Genomic DNA, 18,090 nt, shown 5'->3' with positions numbered 1-18,090 from the left:
GGCTGCGGGAAATACCGCGCCCGGTCCCGGCGGGCAAGCCCGAACCGGCGGGCTCAGGAGATGAAGTTTCCGGTGCCACCTTCGGATTGCTCCGTATCCGCAGCCTCCGACAGCGGTGTCGGGCCGGAACCAGCCTGCGATCGGAAACGGATACCATCGGTCGTAACAGGTGAGGCGGACGTGGGCGGAACGTAATTCCGGACCGTTGTCCACCTGCGGCGTGAAAGGGACGCGAACGTGCGCGCGATCGGCGGCATTAAACCACTCCGACCGTAACGCGCCCAACGCCGCGCTCGTTCTCCACAACCGTAAAGTAACGGGCAGGCGTTCCGAGACGTGGTGGGGATAGCGCGATGCGAGCGATTGCCGTGACTGTGTTACTGGGGTTGGCCGGCCTGGTACCGGCCGACGACAAGCCCGAGCGGAACGTGCTCCGGGTGCTGACGTACAACATTCATCACGGTGAGGGGACCGACGGCAAACTCGATCTGGCCCGCATCGCCGAGGTCATCAAGGCAGCGAAGCCGGACGTCGTCGCTCTGCAGGAGGTGGACCGGAACACGACGCGAACCGGGAAGGTGGATCAGGCCGCGGAACTCGCCAAGCTGACGGGGCTGAACGCCGAGTTCGGCAAGGCTATCGACCTCCAGGGCGGGGGCTACGGGCTCGCCGTGCTGTCGCGGTTCCCGCTCAAAGGTGCGAAGGTCCACTCGCTGCCGGGCAAAGAGCGGCAAGAGGCCCGAATCGTTCTGCAGGTCACGGTTGAACCGGGTGGCCCGTTTCCCGCACTTACGTTCCTGAACACGCACCTCCAGCACGACGACGGCCCGACGCGGGAGAAGCAGATTGCGAAGATCGACGAACTCTTTGGCACCGCGGCGGGCGCCTTCGTTTTGGCAGGGGATCTGAACGCGGCGCCGGCCAGCGCGCCCATCAAAGCCCTGGCGAAGAACTGGGCGTTCGCAACCGAGCCAGGCCGTAAGGGCCTGCTCACCATCCCGTCCGACACCCCGAGGCAGCAGATCGATTACATCCTGTTCCGGCCCGCGGACCGGTTCCGGGTGGCCGAGGCGAACGTGATTGAGGAAAAGGTCGCATCGGACCACCGCCCCGTCTTCGCGCTCGTGGAATGGACCGGTCGGTGAGGTCCCGACGACCGCGGCCCACACCAAATCCGGTCGCTTCAAATCGACGGGCCGCCGGTGCCCCACCTGACAACGCTGGTGGGCGTGACCTCGGCCGGTCAGGACCCTGCTACGGGTTCGATAGCGGCGCCCCGAAAGCGTTCTTGCGGACGGCAGGCGGTCTACTCGGCTCCGCACAAGGGACCGGACCGTGTGGGAGGCCGATACTCGCGGGCGATCGCAAACCCCGGCGCCCCCCCCTGCCCTGTGTCGCAAATAGGTCTCTCCACACAGCGTCCGGGCGTCTACAATCGTGATTCCTTTGTCGCACGGAGTCGTCGAATGAGAACAGCGCTCGCCTGTGCCATCGGGCTCGGACTCGCCGGGGCCGCGGTGATGAGTTTGACACACGCGACCGGGCAACCGCCGCCGCCGCGGCCGAACCCGGACTCCCAATACCGGCTGGGGCCGGACTCGCTCCCACAAGACGGTGTTCCCAAGGGCGAGATCAAGGGGCCGTTCACGCTCCCGTGCGAGGTGTACCCGGGCACGCAGCACACGTACTGGGTGTACGTGCCCGCGCAGTACGACCCGAAGGTGCCCGCCGCGCTCATGGTGTTCCAGGACGGGCAAGCGTTCAAGGACGAGAAGGGAGACGTGCGGGCTCAGAACGTGATGGACAACCTGATCTACCGGCGCGAGATCCCGGTCATGATCGGGGTGTTCATCAACCCCGGCCGCAAGCCCGACCAGCCCGAGCCGACCCCGCGGGACTGGGGCGACCGGAACACCAACCGGCCGACCGAGTACAACTCGCTCGACGACAAGTACGCCCGCGTCGTCACCGAGGAACTCCTGCCGGTCCTGGCCAAAGATTACAACATCTCGAAAGACCCCGAGATGCGCGGGATCGGCGGGTCCAGTTCCGGCGCGATCGCCGCGTTCACCGTCGCGTGGGAGCGCCCGAACCAGTTCCGCAAGGTGCTGAGCAACGTCGGCAGTTTCGTTAACCTGCGGGGCGGGCACGTCTACGCGGACAAGGTGCTGGAGGCCGAGAAGAAGCCGCTCCGGGTGTACCTGTGCGACGGGCGCAACGACAACCGCGGGGTCCGGGCCGGCAAGTACGACGAGAAGATGGACTGGTTCCACCAGAACGTGCGGCTGATGAAGGCGCTGACGAAGAAGGGGTACGACGTGAACTACTCCTGGGGCATGAACGGCCACGGGCAGAAGTTCGGCGGGGCGATCCTGCCGGAGATGATGCGGTGGCTGTGGCGCGACGGCCCGGTGTCCACGGACCCGAACGACGCCGAGGAGCGCGGGTTCCGTCAGCCGGCCGCGAGCAAGAGGTAAAAGCGGCGATGTGTTGGCGCCGGCCCGACCGCTCGCTGGTTCAACGCCCCGGCGCCCTGTGGTCGAAGGGCGCCGGCGGGCATGGCTGTCAGCGCACCAGCTCGAAGAACAGCTCCTCCAGGTCGTCCTGTTTGTACATCTCGCGCAGCTCGTCGAGCGTCCCGCACGCCACCAGCTTCCCCTTCGACATCACCGCGACCCGGTCGCACAGCCGCTCCACCTCGCGCATGATGTGCGTGGAGAAGATGATCGTCTTGCCCCGGTCGCGCAGCGCCTTGATGTTGTTCAGCACGGCCCGCTGCACCAGCACGTCAAGGCCGGCGGTGGGCTCGTCGAAGATCAGCACGGGCGGGTCGTTCACCATCGCCCGGGCGATCGAGAGCTTCTGCTTCATCCCCGTGCTGAGCTTCCCGCCGCGCACGTCCCGGAACGCCTTCATCTGGAGCGTGTCGAACAGCTCCTCCATGCGCGGACGCAGTTCGTCCGGCGGGACCTGGTGCAGCCGGCCGTAGTACTCGACCAGTTCCCACGCGGTCATCCGGTCATAAACGCCGGTGTTCGCCGAAAGGAACCCGACGTGGCGGCGCACCGCGCCGGGCTCCCGGACGACATCGTACCCCGCGACGGTCGCGGTCCCGTCGGTGGGCGTGAGCACCGTGCAGAGCATGCGCAGGGTGGTCGTTTTGCCGGCCCCGTTCGGCCCCAGCAGGCCGAACACCTCGCCGGGGCGGACGGTGAACCGCAAGGCGTCCACGGCGGTGACGCGCAGCCCCCCGGGGCCGGTGAACCACTTCGACAGATCGCGTACTTCGATCATGCGCGTCCGGAGGGCAGGAGGGAAATGTTGAGAGTGCGGAATGAGTAAAGAAGCGTGAAACGCCCGTGTCAAAAAACGCGAGGCCGGAACGACGACACACGTGCGCGTCCCGCACCCGGCGTTTGCTCCGGCCTCCTCACCCCGGCTACGGGCGTGAGTCGGTCTGCTCGGCCATCCAGTTCGCGTAGTTGGCCCAGCTCGCGTCGTCGAGGTCGAACTCGGGGTACGCCTCGCCGTAGATGCGGAGCAGGGCCTTGCGGCGGCCGTCGCCGCGGCCCTCCTTCTCGCGCCTCAGGCTGAAGTCGTCCGCCCCCGCGATCCACACCTGCCCCCCGCTGCCCGCGACGAAGAACGCGGTGCCGCCGATCAGCTTCGCCCGCCAGTGCGGCGAGGTCGGCAGGTCCAGCGCGAGCCGATCGGTGTGCGGGTCGGCGGTCAGGATGTCCACCACCAGCTCGTCGAACCACGCGAGGTGCTCGGGCGCCGGGCGCTCGGCGAACAGGCGCCGCAGGTGCGCGTAGCTCCGGAACCGGCTGACCGCCCCGCTCAGCATGTACAGGCCCAGCAGCACGACGAACACGTTGGGCGGCCGCCCGCCCGCGGCCACCCCGAGCCCCTGCCAGCCCAGGTTCCAGCCGGCGAAGCTCAGCAGCACGAGCCCGTCGAGCAGGACGCCCTCGGCCGACGGGAACAGCCACTTGAACAGCCCGACCAGCACCTCCCCGGCGGCCAGCAGGCAGTACAGCGCGATCACCAGCAGGGGCACGCCCGCCGAGTGGTAGAAGTACGCGATGCCGAACATGATGACCGCGAACACGACGTTCTCGCGCCCGCTCCGCTGCACGCCCCGGCGCAGGTCGCGGTACGCGGCCACGGTCTGGAGCCGCAGGCGCATGGTGAATTCGTCGGACATTCACGTCTCGGTGGCACAACGGGTGGTAAACGGGCTCGGGTTCATTGTGCCGAGCGCGAGCGGGATCGGAAACGGGAATGTGTCCGGTTCCGCCCGGCGGCCGCGCTCCCGTCAGTTCAGCACCGGCAGCGCCAGCTCACGAGCCACGGGGCGCGGCGCCGCCGGCTTCTCGTCAATGAGCTGGTAGAACACGTTCCGCTGCCGCGGCTCCCACCCGGCCTCGCGGATGCTGCGCTTGATCTCCTCCAGCGTGAGGTAGTGGACGGTCCCGGCGGACGCGACCACGTTCTCCTCGATCATCAGCGACCCCATGTCGTTGGCCCCGAAGAACAGCGCGACCTGGCCGATCTTCCCGCCCTGCGTCACCCACGAGGACTGGATGTTCTTGATGTTGTCCAGGAACAGCCGCGCGATCGCCTGCGTGCGCAGGTACTCGAACGCCCCCCGCTCGGGGTAATCGGCCATCTTGTGGCCCGGCTGCATGGTCCAGCAGATGAACGCGCTGAACCCGCCCGTCTCGTCCTGAAGGTCGCGCAGGCGGGTGAGGTGCTCCACGCGCTCGGCGTCGGTCTCGATGTGGCCGAACATCATGGTGCAGCTCCCGATCCCGCCGAGCTTGTGCCACACCCGGCACACCTCCAGCCACTCGTTCGTGAGCGCCTTCCCCTTCGTCAGCTCCTTCCGCACGCGGTCCACCAGGATCTCGCCGCCGCCGCCGGGGAGCGAGCCCAGCCCGGCGTCCTTGAGGCGCCGGAGCACCGTTTCGAGCGGCAGCTTGTTCAGCTTGCTGAAGTGCCAGATCTCGGGCGGGCTGAACGCGTGCAGGTTCACGCCCGGGAACCGCGCCCGCAGGTCCCGGAGCAGCTCCTCGTACCACTCGAGCTTCAGCGACGGGTGCATCCCGCCCTGCATGAGCACCTGATCGCCGCCGAGCGCGATCGTCTCCTCGATCTTCTTGTACAGCTCCTCGCGCGACAGGACGTAGGCGTCGGCGTCGGCCGACTTGCGGTAGAACGCGCAGAAGTCGCACACCGCGGCGCACACGTTGGTGTAGTTGATGTTCCGGTCGATGTTGTAGGTGCGGTACGGCTCGGGGTGCAGCCGCATCGTCACCGCGTGCGCGGCGCGCCCGAGCTTGTGCAGGTCGCGGCACGCGAACAGTTCCAGGCACTCGTCGGGGGTGATCCGAACGCCGTCCGCGGCCTTCGCGAGAATGGTGTCGATGGTGCTCACTGCGCTCTCCCGGCGTGCGGGTGGCGCGGGGCGGGCGCCACCAGTCCCAGTTCTTCGGCCAGTTCCCGGTACTTCCGCAGGCCCGCGAGTTCGGTCGGGCCGAGGTCGTAGCGGATGATGTTCGTCATGTACCGGCGGCAGTACCCCGGGTCGAGGTCCAGCGCCGGCGCCTCGCGCTGGGCGATCAGCCCGGCGTTCGCCAGCCCGTACTCCTTCGCCCGGTGGAACGCGGTCTCGGCCGCGCCCAGTTCCACCCCGCCGCGGACGGCCCACACCGCGAACACCATCGGCAGGCCGGTCCACGCGGTCCACTCCTCGCCGAGGTCGTAGGCGAACCGGTAGCCCGGCAGGCACGCCCGCATCGCCCGGTCGCCGATCAGCAGCACGGCGTCGGTGGCAAGGTCGTCGGCACCAGCATCGATCGGCAGTTGCTCGAAGGTCGGCCGCACCCCGTACCGCTTCTGGAGTATGATCCGCGTGAGCGCGGCGCTTGTCCGCGACCCCTCGTCCAGCGACACGGAGCGGATCTGCTCCCACGGCACCTTACTGAACAGCGTGACGCTCAGCACCGGACCGCGCGAGCCGATCGCGACGTTGGGGACGAAGCTGTAGTTGCCGCCGCGGAAGAACTCGACCACCGGAATGAGTCCGACGTCCAGTTCCCCGGCCGCGAGCCGGTCGGCGAGCCGGCTGGGGAGGTCGAGCGTGAGGTCGATGTTGGGCGCGAAGTCGGTGAGCCGCTCGATCAGGGGCTTGGTGTTCAGGTAGTTGACCGCGCCGACGCGCAGTGGGGTAGTCATGCAGTTGCGGCCTTTCCGACGGCGTCTGTCGTCATTTTAAGAACCGCGAACGGCACAGGAAACGCAACCGCCACCGCACCGCCGCCGCCGACCGTCCGGTCGGCACATCGGGCATTTCCCCACCCTAATCCCCCTCAAATCGCTTCCAGAAGTTTTCCCCACGCCGCAACCCACAACTCGCGCAGCCATTGGCACCGTTTCCTCCCCAGCCAAGCGAACCAATCGACGGAAGCAATTCGCCACAAGCGACATTACTACAAGGCATTACGACCTATCACCCGAACGCCATCGGTACCGACCGGGAGCGCCTCTGAACCTCTCACGCCAGGTCCGATCGTGTGATTCGCGGGTAGCAGCGAGCCAGCGAACGGGTAGTTCTTGACCCATCAACCGCCAGCGAATGTCCAGTCGGCGCCCCGTTCCGATTTTCCGGGACCGCGGCCGGCCGGTCCGCCGGTTGGCACGCCATTCGGCGAGCCCCAACACCCGAAACAGCGCCCGGAGCACACCCGGCAGATGACAGCGGACCCATACCGAATCCGATCGTTCGGTATCCGCTCCGTATTCTGTAGCCGGCCTCGGTGAGGCCGGTGGTACACGGGTGTGTGTCGCACCACCCCACTGCACCTGTTGTTGATCGAAAATCGCGTTCTGTCGGGCGGGGACGTGACGGCTTGCCGCCGCAGCATCTTCGTGGGTGCTCAAAGCCGCTCAGACTCGTCTTCGAATTCCCGGAACCGCGCGTCTTCGTTAACGAAGAACCTGATTTCGTCTTGAGCCCATTCTCTGACGCGGCGCAGATGGTGATGAAGATAAGGCTGCATTTCCGCCTGCTTTGCAGCGGACTGATTTCCCGACCACATCCGCGCACCACTTCGCCTACCCATCAGAAACCACTCGAACGCTTCTTGGTCGTCCTCGCGTTCGGTGAACAGCCATTCGGTTAGCGGAGGGAGGATCGTCTCTCCGCGTGCATTTCGGCCCGGCGAGTTGAAATGCCTCGCAATCCAGCGCAGGTTCTCCCGACCATGATTGTCCACCCAACGCCGGACGGCATCCACTCCAATGGCCTCGAACAGGCCGTGATAGACCGAAACGGCGAAGATGGTCCGTCGCTGGCGGTTCAGAATATACCGCCCGACCGTTTCCATGATCTGGTCAGGGGCAATGGCGGCGCATTCGGCAAGGAGTGAGACGTTCTCGTCGCCGAATCTCCACGGGTGACTTTCCGGCGAGGTCATCACGTCCAGGGCGATCTCAGCCACTCGCACCGGATCGTGCCTATGCAGTAAGCGGAGGGTCTCACGCCAGTTGTATCCGGTCTGATCCTTAGGGTACTGGGGTGCCTTGGCCGCCAACTCAAAGGCTGCGGGCACAAGCTGGGCGTCGAGGGGCTTCTTCGCAATGTGGCACCAGCGGTGAATCAGATCCATGCCGACGAGAGGGGCGGCTCCACCGTCCGACATTTCGACTAGTCTCCAGAGAATGACTTTTTGCTGTTCATCGGATAGAACATATGACCAGCGATCGTAAGCAAACCCACGCAACAACCGCGCGGCTGGTGGGGCCATTTTGCCTATCGCGCGCATCACACGCTCATAGCCCTTCGCGCTGACATCCGCCGTAAGCGTGGCAATGATCGTCAGCTCGGGCTGTGCCCCCTCCACTGCGTCGAGTACATCGGCCCATCGATCAGGCAACTTGGCCTCTGCTGCCGCGATGCCATTTAGGTAGGTGACTGCAACCTTACGGCACTGGTCTGCCCGCAGCCAGTCAGTGATGATGTCCGCGAGGTTGCCTCGCTGGTCGCGCCTTCCGACACTAAATCCGAGGTATTCCACCGCACTCGCTCGTGGGGAGTCGAACCACTGCGCGAGGCCGCGGAACGTGTCGGGCGAAACAATCAGCTCCTCCGCCATGCCGGCGTAGAACGAATCCGGGTTATCCCCATCCCAGAGTTCGTGCTGGGCACGAGCTGTCGAGTCCTGAACCCGCGTCGCCAAATCCTTCGGCGACAGTGCCGCCAGCCACGCTTCTTGGGCGAGAACTTGAGGGTGAGTTGGCTGTCCTTCCTCTTGCTCGGCGCGGCGATAGGTATCGATGCCGCGCTGGAGTTCCAGGACGAGAGATAGCCGGATGTCTGGCGTGAGCCAATCATCACGGAAGACCCCTCGGAGTTGTTCCATCAACCAGAGATCACGGAAAGATCTGATTTGCCCCGTCAATTCGTTGAGGGCGACCCCTCTTTGTGTGGTGGCAAGCTGACCGATAGCCTCGATCACCTGTTCGCCAGCACTCCGACGCAAGCTTCTCCATTCTCCGTTGGTCGATGGGCGCCATTGTTCGGGGACAATCCTCCCGCCGACCACGCGGGGCGGAACGGCCATCCCGATCACTTCGGACACCAAGCACCGGAAGGCAGCGCGCAATGGCAACCTGACGGTCTCCGGGCTCGCCTCTCGCAGACGTCTTAAGAGGAGCGGGAAGCGATCTTGAAATGGCAGCTCTGTGTGGGACAGCACTATCCCAAAAAGCGACTGCCACACTTCCGTGCTGTTGTTGCCGATGTCCTCGTTCTCGTGCTGGGCCAAGCGGAAGAGCACGGCTTCACAGGCCGAGAAATTCTCCCGAAAACAGGCCAGATTCTGGCACAGCCAAACGAGTTGGCGTCGCCCCCGCCAGCCTCCTGACCCGTCCGGCTCGCCGTCCAATGCGACGAGTTGTTCGGGCGAGGCAATCTCAATTGCGTGGCGGAGCCAGTCGAGCCCCCGAACCGGATCGAACTCAGCCCACGCCTGGAAGATGCGCGAGGCTTCACGGCCAGTCAGGATGCTCACGTTGGAGTGGCTGAGCCACCCAAGAAAGACGCCGCCCACACGGGCAGCCACCTCCTCACGCAAACCGTCAGGGCATTCCTGGCACCGCTCCAGAAATTTCATCTGAAGCCTGGCTGGCAATACTGCCAGGAACTCGGAAAGACGATCGCGTAGGTGGTTACGGAAGAGCGAGCGGAATGCGTCAATCGCAAGCGCGTGCGGCGTGGTTTCAAAAAATCTTCCGGCGCGTAGCCCGAGGCCGCAACTAACGGAGACATTGGAGCAGACGAGCAGGTCACTTTCTTGGCACCCGAAGTAGCGGGCCAGCGCCCGTAACTCTTCCCGAAACTCGCCTTCGACACCTACATCAATGGCAACTGCGAGCGATTGGTAGTTCCGCCGATACGCGGCGACATCGGGTATCTCGTTTGGGTACAGACTCATCAGGCGAGTCCACACCCCATCGAAGTCAACGATCGGAACGGTTTGCAGCGCTAGATTTTGCAGGCTCGCCCGAACAAGCATGAGCGCGAGCCGCAAATCATGCGCGCAGAGGGAGGCGATGCTTCGCAACACGGTCTCCGACAGCCCGTTGCCGGGGGCCTGGATAACGGCGAGCACCTCTTCTTCTGTCTGCGGCTCAGGAACGACGACTATCTCTCTGCTGGATATGACCCGTTGTCGACTCGCCGGCCCGATCGTGACAATGCGGACCTGATCGACGCATTCGGAGAACTGAGAGATGAGGGACTCAACGACGTGCAGCGGTGTCTCGTCGATAACGACGTAGACCCTGTTCGCCCCCTGTAGCGATCGCTCGATCCTCTGTGTTAAGTCTTGATATCGCTGAAGATAAAAAACGCCTTGCAGCTCGACATCGCTTTGGCACGCCTCAAGGACGGCGCGACTCTTACCGATGCCAGATAGGCCGGCGATGTGAAGCAGGTTAGGAGCCCCGTTGCCTCGCAGATGGCTCGCTATTCGCGTGACAAGGGCGGCCCGAGAGCCAAAATCGCTCCAGGGAGTGTTGAGATATGGTTCCCGTCGCCATTCACTGAGTAGGCGAACACCTGCCCATCGATTGTCCACGTTCGGCAGGTGCTGGGGGATAACGTTCGGGTATCCATTTAGCACCGTCCTGAGTGCGTCTTGCCAGCGGAATTCAATGAGATCGGCTGGGAATTTCAACTCCTCGGCGACTTCCTTCGCCGCCTCCCACATCTTGTCTCGCTGATCCACGGTCGCGGGGTAAACCGCACACCAAACATACGTTTCACCCGCCAGTAGCGCATCCCTCACCTTTGGATGGTCTTCTTTTTCCTGCTTGAGAATCTCCTTTTTCAACTGGCTGGGTTTAATCCCCTCCTCCCCAGCCTTGACCGACCAGTGCGACGGCCGATCTGGAATAAAGCCGTAACTGCTACCCTGGCCCCCGACACGAACGATGATGTCTCTCCCACCGTCTGCCACGTTGCTGCGGCGATCGTAATTAATCTGGTGCGCTGCAATCCCGCAGGCCGCTCCAACGGCACGAATCAAATCGTGTACGAAGGCTTCGAACTCCTGTCCGTTGCTCTTAAATGCCAGCTCAAGATCGCGGATTTCGGCTCGCACAGTTACACCCGTTGGGTCTCGCTTGACGTGGTCGGCGACTCTTCAGGCTTGTGGTTGCGGCCGTTCGCCGTGGGGCCAACGGCCGCTTTGTTTTCTTCGCCGACCGTTTGGGCGCTCGGCGGCTGCTCATCCCCGAACGGGAAGTAAAACCGCCAGTGTGTCGAGTAATCGAGGATCGTGCGCACCCCCGCAACGAGAGTCAGCAACCACACGTCCATTCCAGGCCGGAAGACGTTGAGCGAGAGCACCACGAACATGGCCACTGCTGCACCGAAGTTTAGCAGGCACCACCGGAATTTCGTTGCCGGGTTGATGAGTGCCGTTACCCCGCCCCACAGCGCATCGAAGGTGAGAAGCCCGGCGAGCAGCCAGAAGAAGTTCGGCGACTTGAACAGGGCCGCCAGCGCGAAGAAGGTTGACGCCTCAGCCAAGAAAACCACGAAGTCGATCAGGAGCACGCCTTTCGGATGACGCGCGTCGGTTGCGAACAGATAAGTATCTTCGAGGTGCCGGTGCATGCCGTGGTAGAATGGCACGATCGTGCAAACGAGTGCAAGGAACTGGGGAAGCGCCTCGGTGTTGAAGGCGGCATCCGCAGCCCCAGGGTTGAGCACCAGTCGCCGGACCGCTTCACCCAATGCCAGCGCCGACACCAGCGCGTGAATTCGTTGGAGGCTGTCGATCGATTTCTCGATGTCCTTCGGCGGGGTGGGCGGCATCGCAATCAGCCTCGGCGGGGGTGGAGGGATGGCCTGGCGCGGGTTCAGCCCGCGTTTCGCGAGTCAACCCACCGGTAAAGTTCCTCGACGCTGTAAAACACGGGCTTGCCGAGACGCTTGAAGGTCTCGACTTCTCCGTCAGCCCCAGACGATTCTGTCTGCGTGTACCCGACCTGCGGCAAGTGCGCGGTGAGCCGGAGGCAGGCATCGTAAAGCGGTAGGAGGGCCTGATCGTAAGCGATCCAGTCAGCGTAGGGGCGTGGAAAAACGGTGTGCTGGAAGTGCGACCAGAGCGGGGCGATCGGCCAGACCTTGCCGTCGGTGAGCAGCGTGTCGAAGGTTTTGCACTGGAAGTGCGTGTTCATCGCCACATCGCCCTTGGTGTAGGGCGAGGCGATGTAAACGACGGGCTTGGACATGACAGCCTCCACGTGGTCGGTATGGCCAGTGGAAACGATTTTACGAACGCGGTAGCGATCGCGCCAAGCTTCGTAGCTCGCGCTCTCCGACGTGCGGGGAACGCGACTTTGCCCTACCTGCACGCCTCAGGACTATCTCCGAACTGGCCGGAAATGGTTGGAAATCTCGCTAAAAAACTAGGCCGTGTGGACAGTCATGGCGTAAGTCGCTATTGCCCTAGTGGTTGTGACGATTGGCGGGCTTTCAGCTCTCCAGTCACTGGTCCTTGCAAATTCAGGACTTACGTCGATTGCCCGAATTGACTGTCCACACGCCCTAACAAATCCCGCCACACTGGACGCGACTGAGCCTGCGCCCGCCACCCATCGCGATCCAGAGTACAAATGCGATCATGGTCGCTCCTTAAATCGGCTCGGGCAGCGAAGTGTATTCGCGGTCCGGTGCCTGGGTCGATTCCGATTTCATTAATTTCAAGTTAGCGGCAGCCGAGATGAGATCGCTCACAGAACCAGAACACGTTACACCGGCCTGCGTCAGCAGGCCGGTGTAACGTGGCTTGTCGAACCGCCTGCGCAGCAGGCGGGTGGCGCACAACCAACAACTTGAAAAGACTGGATTTCAAATCGATCGGTCTGAATTCAATCGATCCCGTCAAAAGCAGGATATTCTGACAGGATCGACAGGATAAACAGGATTAAAAATCAATCGGTCTTGATCCTGTTCATCCTGTCGATCCTGTCAAAATCTGTTTTCGTAAACGCGGGGTCCGCGTGGGCAGCAACGAAGCCGCGACCGGACCGCCGTTCCGCCATCGTTTCTCAAGGCTTATTTGGCCGCACCGGGGCGCCCGGCGTGGGGCCGCCGGCGATCGGCTGCGGGGGCGGCCTGAGGCGCGCCCAGCCCTTGATTTCCTCGTACTGAAAGAGCTTGGCGTCCACGTTCGGCACGTCCACCTTCAGGCCCGAGAACTTCCACGACTCCAGATCGTCGTTCGGCTTGAGGATGCGGATCTCGGCCGGCAGGTACGAGACGGCGGCGGTTTTCGGACCCGGGCCGTAAAGGGCGAGCAGGATGTGCTTGAACTCGCGCTGGTCGGTACCGAGCACCGGCTCGATGGCCAGGTAGACGTAGTGCTCGTCCGTGGCAGACAGGGCGACCTTGAACCGCTCCTTCACGTCCTTGGCTTTCATACCGGCGAGGAAGTCGAGCAGCAGGTTGTCGGCCCCGCGCCCCGACTTGGGCAGCTCGAACTCGGTGACCGTTTTCGCGAGCCCGTTGTACACGTACACCGCCTTCCCGTTGCAGATCCACGCCTCGTAATCCCGCTTCGTTTGGTCGGCCGCGTTCTCCAGCCGCACGCGCGCGAAGGTCGGCTTCATGCACAGGGCCGCCCCCTTGAAGGTCGTGGCGCGTTTGAGCACGGAATCGGTGCGCGTGAGCGTGACATCGGACCGCAGGTTCACGACGCCGGCCATCTTCTTTTCCCACGCCTCGAGGTGGGCATCGAGCTTGGGATCGTTCGCCCGCGCCGGCTGGGCGGGAACAACGGAGCTGAGGGTCAACAGGACGGCGAGCGCCGCAAAACCGGCCTTCATGCGTTTCCTCCGGACCCGAGGCGACCATGCGAGCCGCGAGATAGCACCGGACGGAACGGAGGGAAAGGCCGGCTGAGGTTGGAGCGATGTGAGCGGCAGCGTTGAGGCGAACAAATGCGACCCGGCGGGCGGGCACTTTCCGTACACGCCGGTCTTTCACGTGACCAGGTACATCGTGTGGACATCCTCCAGGCGAGCGCAGAAACCCCAAACGCTGGCGTCGGGAGACACTACGCTCCGGATCGGCACCAAGAACCACCCCGCGACGTTGCATCGCAGTTGAAGCTATCCGTGTCCCGCCGGGTCGCGTTCGCGAGTTTAACAGCGCGCGGACCAAGTATCGAGCCCGGCACGACCGGTTCAGGAAATCGCCCCTGAACCGGTTGCCGGGTCCGAGCGGATCGCCGTGGTTGCGCGGCACTTTAACGAGCCGCGCAACCACGGCGGTCCGCTTGCCACGTCAAGGACTTCGGGTCAAAAGTCCGACCGTCGAAAGTCGTACAGTCACAAATCCAGTGATAATCATAGTTCGTGACGTTACGACTTGCTGACCGGACGACTTTCGACTCGAAGCCTTAAGCTATTTCCAAACTCTGAACGTCCGGCGTGCCACTTCAACACCGTCGACGAACACAACCCAGGTCCAGTCGCCGGGGACCAGTTCGTGCTCGTGCCCTTTTAGAAATTGCCAGCAGTTCGTGCTGCCGAAAGCTGCCCCCGGCGGGGTTCTGAACTCGCGGGCGTCGGTTGTTCGGACCGAGCCGTCGGGGTGCTTGATGGGGGGATGGTGGATCTCTTCCCGAACGAGGTGCGACCGGTCGTCCTGGGGCGCAACGGAACCGCGAATCCGGACGCCCCAGGTTTCCCCGACCCGGCAGGGAACCTGATCGGTCTGCTCCAACAGCACGTACTCGCGCTCACCGGCGTTGGCGGCGCCACCCGGCGTGGCGCGATCCGGACCCGCGACACGATACCGCCCGTAATCAGAAATCGTGACGGTGGGGGCCGTCGCGTCACCCGAGACGCGGACCCGCAGGGCGTTGAGAAACCGTTTCTCGACGACAAAGGGGACGAAGGTAACCGCCGCGATGAAGAAGAAAAGGACCAGGGGCGGTAGTGCTTTGGCGGGCGGCCGCGCGCGGCCATTCGCCCCGGCCCTTTCCTGCTTGTTTTCATTCGATTTTGGCACCAGGTACCACACGAGGCCGACGCAGCCGCCGGCGACCCCTCCGATGATCCCTCCGGTCACGGCCTTTGCCAGCACCTGATTCCAGTCGATGGCGGCAAGCATTCGCAAGCTCCGCAAGTTATCGTGGCGCGCGTCCCAATGTTTAGCACACGAGCGGTGTTGCGAAGGGCGTTTGGTGCCGCTGGAGCGTTCGGTATCGAACGATTGAGACCGAATCCAGTAGTTTCAATTTGGTCGATTTAGGAGTAGCGGACCGGGTGGGTTTACCGGTCAATGGTGGTTACCACGCCTCCACTGTCGGAGGCCCCATGCGGCCCGCAAATCAGTCTATCCGAGCAACCCCGGTTCACGCCACCCGCCACTTGCGCCCGGTTCTCACCGACTGGCTCGGTCGCCGGTCCAGTTGCCCAAGCGGCGCCGCACTTGCGCCCCGGGGCCGTGTGGCGGGCGGTCTCGCGGCCGCGTTTGCCCGGTCGGTAGCTGCCGCGTGTGCGGCCATCGCGTCGGCCCCATCCGGGCAAGCCATCTGGGATTGCTTGTACCTCGCGCCCCCCGAGCGTAGTCGCACCCTCGAGCGGTGGCTCCAGCCGGCACGTCGCGCCCCGCTCGGGAAACGGAAACGGGCCGCCCGGGTCGCGATCGATTACCACCGGACCGGGTATTTCGGGAAACCGAACCGGGACACCACCCGGGCCGAGGAGACGGGTGCACCCACACGTTCCACACCGACGCCACCGCCTGCCTCATCGGGGCGCCCGACCGGTACCCCCTCGGGCTGACCGCGGCGGGCGAGAAGGAGCCCATGGCGGACGTGGCCGCCCGGTTGCTGGATCAACTGACGGGTCTCGACAACGGACGGGGTGGTGCGACTGCTGTGGGCGGCAGTGGGCACTGGCCACCGCTTGCCCGCTCTTGCTGGCTCATGGTTTGATATCAGAAGCAGGCGCGAGCCATACATTTTCCGTCGTGCATGAGAGCCACAATCCCGGATCGCCAACTTGAAACTACTGGCCCCCTTCGCGTTTCCGGACTGTTGCCTCATACCAAATCCGACTGAAGAGTAACGGTGGTTGGGAGCGCCACCCGCCCGCTAACGCAGGCGGTTCGACCATGGTTCGTCGAACCGCCTGCGTCAGCGGGCGGGTGCAACCGACACCCTGCCGAGCGGTTACTCTTCAACCGGATTTGGTCGCAACCCCGCGTGTATTTCGCGTCATCGGGTGGTTGCCGTCGGGGGAGCGGGCGCGTGCAACAGGTACGTCTTGTAGCCGCCGCCCAGGTTGGACACGGCGAACCCGGCCTGCATCAGGATGCGGGTGGCGAGGTAGCCCCGCTGACCGACCTGGCAGTACGCGACAATGGGCCGGCCCTTGGGCAGTTCGGCGAGCCGACGGCGGAGGTCGTCCACCGGGATGTTCAGGGCGCCGGGGATGTGACCGCTCGCGAACTCCGTGGGCGTCCGCACGTCGAGGAGCAGCGGCTTGTCCGCCGCCGCCGCGACCGACTCCCAGTCGGTCTGCGGGTGGTCGCCGCGCAGCAGCCCGCCGGCCACGAAGCCCGCCATGTTGACCGGGTCTTTCGCCGAGCCGAACTGCGGGGCGTAGCACAGCTCCGTCTCTTCGAGGTCGAGCACCGTCATCCCCGCCTGGACCGCCACCGCCAGCACGTCGATCCGCTTGTCCACCCCGGCCCCGCCGACGCCCTGCGCGCCGAGCAGCTTGCCCGTCGCCGGGTCGAAGATCACCTTCAGCGTCATGCCCTCGGCACCGGGGTAGTACCCGGCGTGGTGGGCCGGGTGGACGTACACCTTGCGGTACGGCCGCCCCGACCGCTGGAGCGCCTTCTCCGACTGCCCGGTCATCGCCGCCGTCGTGCCGAAGCAGCCGAGGATGGCGGTCCCCTGCGTGCCGCGGTACTTCGTTGCCCGCCCGAAGGCGTTGTCGGCGGCGATCCGGCCCTGACGATTCGCCGGGCCGGCGAGCGGCACCTGGGTGCGTTCCCCGGTGCCCACCTCCGTCGTCTCGATCACGTCCCCGACCGCGAAGATGTCCGGGTCGGTGGTCTGAAGGTACTCGTTGACCCGGACGCCGCCGCGCGGCCCGACTTCGAGTCCGGCCCGGACCGCGAGGGCGTTCTCGGGCCGCACGCCGACGCCCAGCACGACGAGTTGGGCGGTGCGGGTGTCACCGGACGTAAGCGTGATTCTCAGGCCGTCCCGGTCCGGGTCGATGGCCTCGGCGGTCTGGCCGAGCAGCACCTCGACGCCCTTCTCGCGGAGCGCCGCGAGCAGGGGCGTGGTCATCTCCGCGTCGAACGGGGGGAGCACCTGGCGGTTGCGGTCGAGAACCGTGGTGGCGATGCCCCGGTGCACGAAGTTCTCGGCCAATTCCAGGCCGATGAACCCGGCCCCGACGACGACGGCCCGCTGAATGCCGCCGTCCGCCAGGGACTTGATGCGGTCGGTGTCCGCGAGGGCACGGAGGGTGAACACGTTCGGGAGGTCGGCCCCCGGCACCGGCGGGCGGATCGGGGCGGCACCGGGCGCGAGGATCAGCTTGTCGTAGGTCTCCTCGTATTCGCGGTCCGAGGTGAGATCGCGAACGCGGACGGCCTTCTTCCGCCGGTCGATGACCACCACCTCGCTCCGCGTCCGCACGTCCAGCCGGAACCGCTCGCGGAGCCGCTCGGGGGTGGTGACGAGCAGCTTGTCCCGCTGCGGGATGACCCCGCCGATGTGGTACGGCAGCCCGCAGTTGGCGAACGACACGTCCGGGCCGCGTTCGAGCAGCAGGATCTCGGCGTCCTCCGACAGGCGGCGGGCGCGGGCCGCAGCCGACGCGCCGCCGGCCACGCCGCCGACAATGACGAGCTTCATGAGAGTGTCCTTTCAGGTTCAGGCGGGCGGCTCCGGTGCGGCGTGCTCACGTTTCGCTCGTGGCCTTTGGACCGACCGTCTCGAAGGCCATCATGTGGCTCTGCTTGACGTGGAACCCGCACCCGGCGAGGCCCTTACTCGACCACGTCCGCGAACAGCGCGGTCCCGGCCCCGCAGTCAACTTCTCGTTCGCTCGGGGAACGGCGATCTCGGGGGCGGGTCACTTGCCGGCGGGGGCGAATCCGGCCTTAAGCAGGTCGGCATAGCCGGGCTTCAGGGGGCGCACGTCGTAGCCGAGTTTCTTCAGTTCGTCCGCCGCCTTCAGGCACCGGACGCCGGACCCGCAGTGCAGGTAGACGACCTTGTCCTTCGGGACGATCTTGGCCACGTTCTCGGCTTTCGCCCCGCCCTTGAGGGTGCTCAGCGGGAGCAGTTTGGCGTCCTTGAGGTGGCCGTCGTCCCACTCCGCCTTCTCGCGCACGTCGAGCAGCACCGCCTTATCGTCGGCGAGTGCCTTTTTGACCGCGTCGGTTGTGTCCTTCGTGTGGTCCGCCGCACCCGCCGGGGCCACCAGCACGGTCAAGCCCACGACCGTCGCGCCGAACAGGATCGAAATCCGCAT

The 18,090-nt window shown here is 64.8% G+C and carries 13 protein-coding genes; 2 read left to right on the top strand and 11 right to left on the bottom strand.

Annotated features, from left to right (window positions below):
* Positions 1-368 precede the first annotated feature (368 nt).
* Together GobsT_RS04430 and GobsT_RS04425 are read left to right on the top strand one after the other, a co-directional pair.
* Positions 369-1,145: an endonuclease/exonuclease/phosphatase family protein gene (locus GobsT_RS04430; protein ID WP_157506683.1), complete on the top strand. Its 777-nt coding sequence runs from the start codon at positions 369-371 to the stop codon at positions 1,143-1,145.
* Positions 1,146-1,466: 321 nt separating this feature from the next.
* Positions 1,467-2,477 carry an alpha/beta hydrolase gene (locus tag GobsT_RS04425; protein WP_010039304.1) on the top strand — a complete coding sequence of 337 codons (1,011 nt, stop codon included), beginning with the start codon at positions 1,467-1,469 and terminating at the stop codon, positions 2,475-2,477.
* An 88-nt stretch (positions 2,478-2,565) separates the two neighbouring features.
* On the opposite strand, the gene GobsT_RS04420 is transcribed toward GobsT_RS04425, so the two are convergent.
* The 11 genes from GobsT_RS04420 to GobsT_RS04365 form a co-directional block, all read right to left on the bottom strand.
* Positions 2,566-3,294 carry an ABC transporter ATP-binding protein gene (locus GobsT_RS04420; protein ID WP_010039305.1) on the bottom strand — a complete coding sequence of 243 codons (729 nt, stop codon included), beginning with the start codon at positions 3,292-3,294 and terminating at the stop codon, positions 2,566-2,568.
* 145 nt (positions 3,295-3,439) lie between these two features.
* Complete coding sequence (locus GobsT_RS04415; RefSeq protein WP_010039307.1) at positions 3,440-4,207, bottom strand: hypothetical protein; 768 nt, start codon at positions 4,205-4,207, stop codon at positions 3,440-3,442.
* A 111-nt stretch (positions 4,208-4,318) separates the two neighbouring features.
* Complete coding sequence (gene mqnC, locus GobsT_RS04410) at positions 4,319-5,440, bottom strand: cyclic dehypoxanthinyl futalosine synthase (RefSeq protein ID WP_010039309.1); 1,122 nt, start codon at positions 5,438-5,440, stop codon at positions 4,319-4,321.
* The gene (locus GobsT_RS04405; RefSeq protein ID WP_010039312.1) at positions 5,437-6,240 is read right to left on the bottom strand and encodes a menaquinone biosynthetic enzyme MqnA/MqnD family protein; all 804 of its coding nucleotides are present in this window, start codon (positions 6,238-6,240) and stop codon (positions 5,437-5,439) included. The genes mqnC and GobsT_RS04405 overlap by 4 nt, the downstream gene beginning before the upstream one ends.
* Positions 6,241-6,941: 701 nt before the next feature.
* Positions 6,942-10,670, bottom strand: coding sequence for a hypothetical protein (locus GobsT_RS04400; protein ID WP_010039318.1), 3,729 nt, complete (start codon positions 10,668-10,670; stop codon positions 6,942-6,944).
* 2 nt (positions 10,671-10,672) lie between these two features.
* On the bottom strand, positions 10,673-11,389 hold the full coding sequence (locus tag GobsT_RS04395; protein ID WP_010039320.1) for a hypothetical protein: 717 nt from the start codon (positions 11,387-11,389) through the stop codon (positions 10,673-10,675).
* A 44-nt stretch (positions 11,390-11,433) separates the two neighbouring features.
* On the bottom strand, positions 11,434-11,808 hold the full coding sequence (locus GobsT_RS04390; RefSeq protein ID WP_010039322.1) for a TIR domain-containing protein: 375 nt from the start codon (positions 11,806-11,808) through the stop codon (positions 11,434-11,436).
* An 819-nt stretch (positions 11,809-12,627) separates the two neighbouring features.
* Positions 12,628-13,404, bottom strand: a complete 777-nt coding sequence (locus GobsT_RS04385; RefSeq protein ID WP_010039325.1) for a TIGR03009 domain-containing protein — start codon at positions 13,402-13,404, stop codon at positions 12,628-12,630.
* A gap of 580 nt (positions 13,405-13,984) precedes the next feature.
* Positions 13,985-14,695 (bottom strand): DUF3859 domain-containing protein, encoded by a 711-nt coding sequence (locus GobsT_RS04380; RefSeq protein ID WP_010053001.1) that lies wholly within the window; start codon positions 14,693-14,695, stop codon positions 13,985-13,987.
* A gap of 1,111 nt (positions 14,696-15,806) precedes the next feature.
* A complete protein-coding gene (locus GobsT_RS04370; protein ID WP_109571285.1) occupies positions 15,807-17,468 on the bottom strand; it encodes an FAD-dependent oxidoreductase in 1,662 nt (553 codons plus the stop codon).
* A gap of 220 nt (positions 17,469-17,688) precedes the next feature.
* Complete coding sequence (locus tag GobsT_RS04365) at positions 17,689-18,090, bottom strand: rhodanese-like domain-containing protein (protein ID WP_010049580.1); 402 nt, start codon at positions 18,088-18,090, stop codon at positions 17,689-17,691.

The organism is Gemmata obscuriglobus (assembly GCF_008065095.1).
Taxonomy (GTDB): domain Bacteria; phylum Planctomycetota; class Planctomycetia; order Gemmatales; family Gemmataceae; genus Gemmata; species Gemmata obscuriglobus.
The sequence above is the reverse complement of the archived record's forward strand: the minus strand, read 5'-3'. Positions and strand labels throughout refer to the sequence as shown.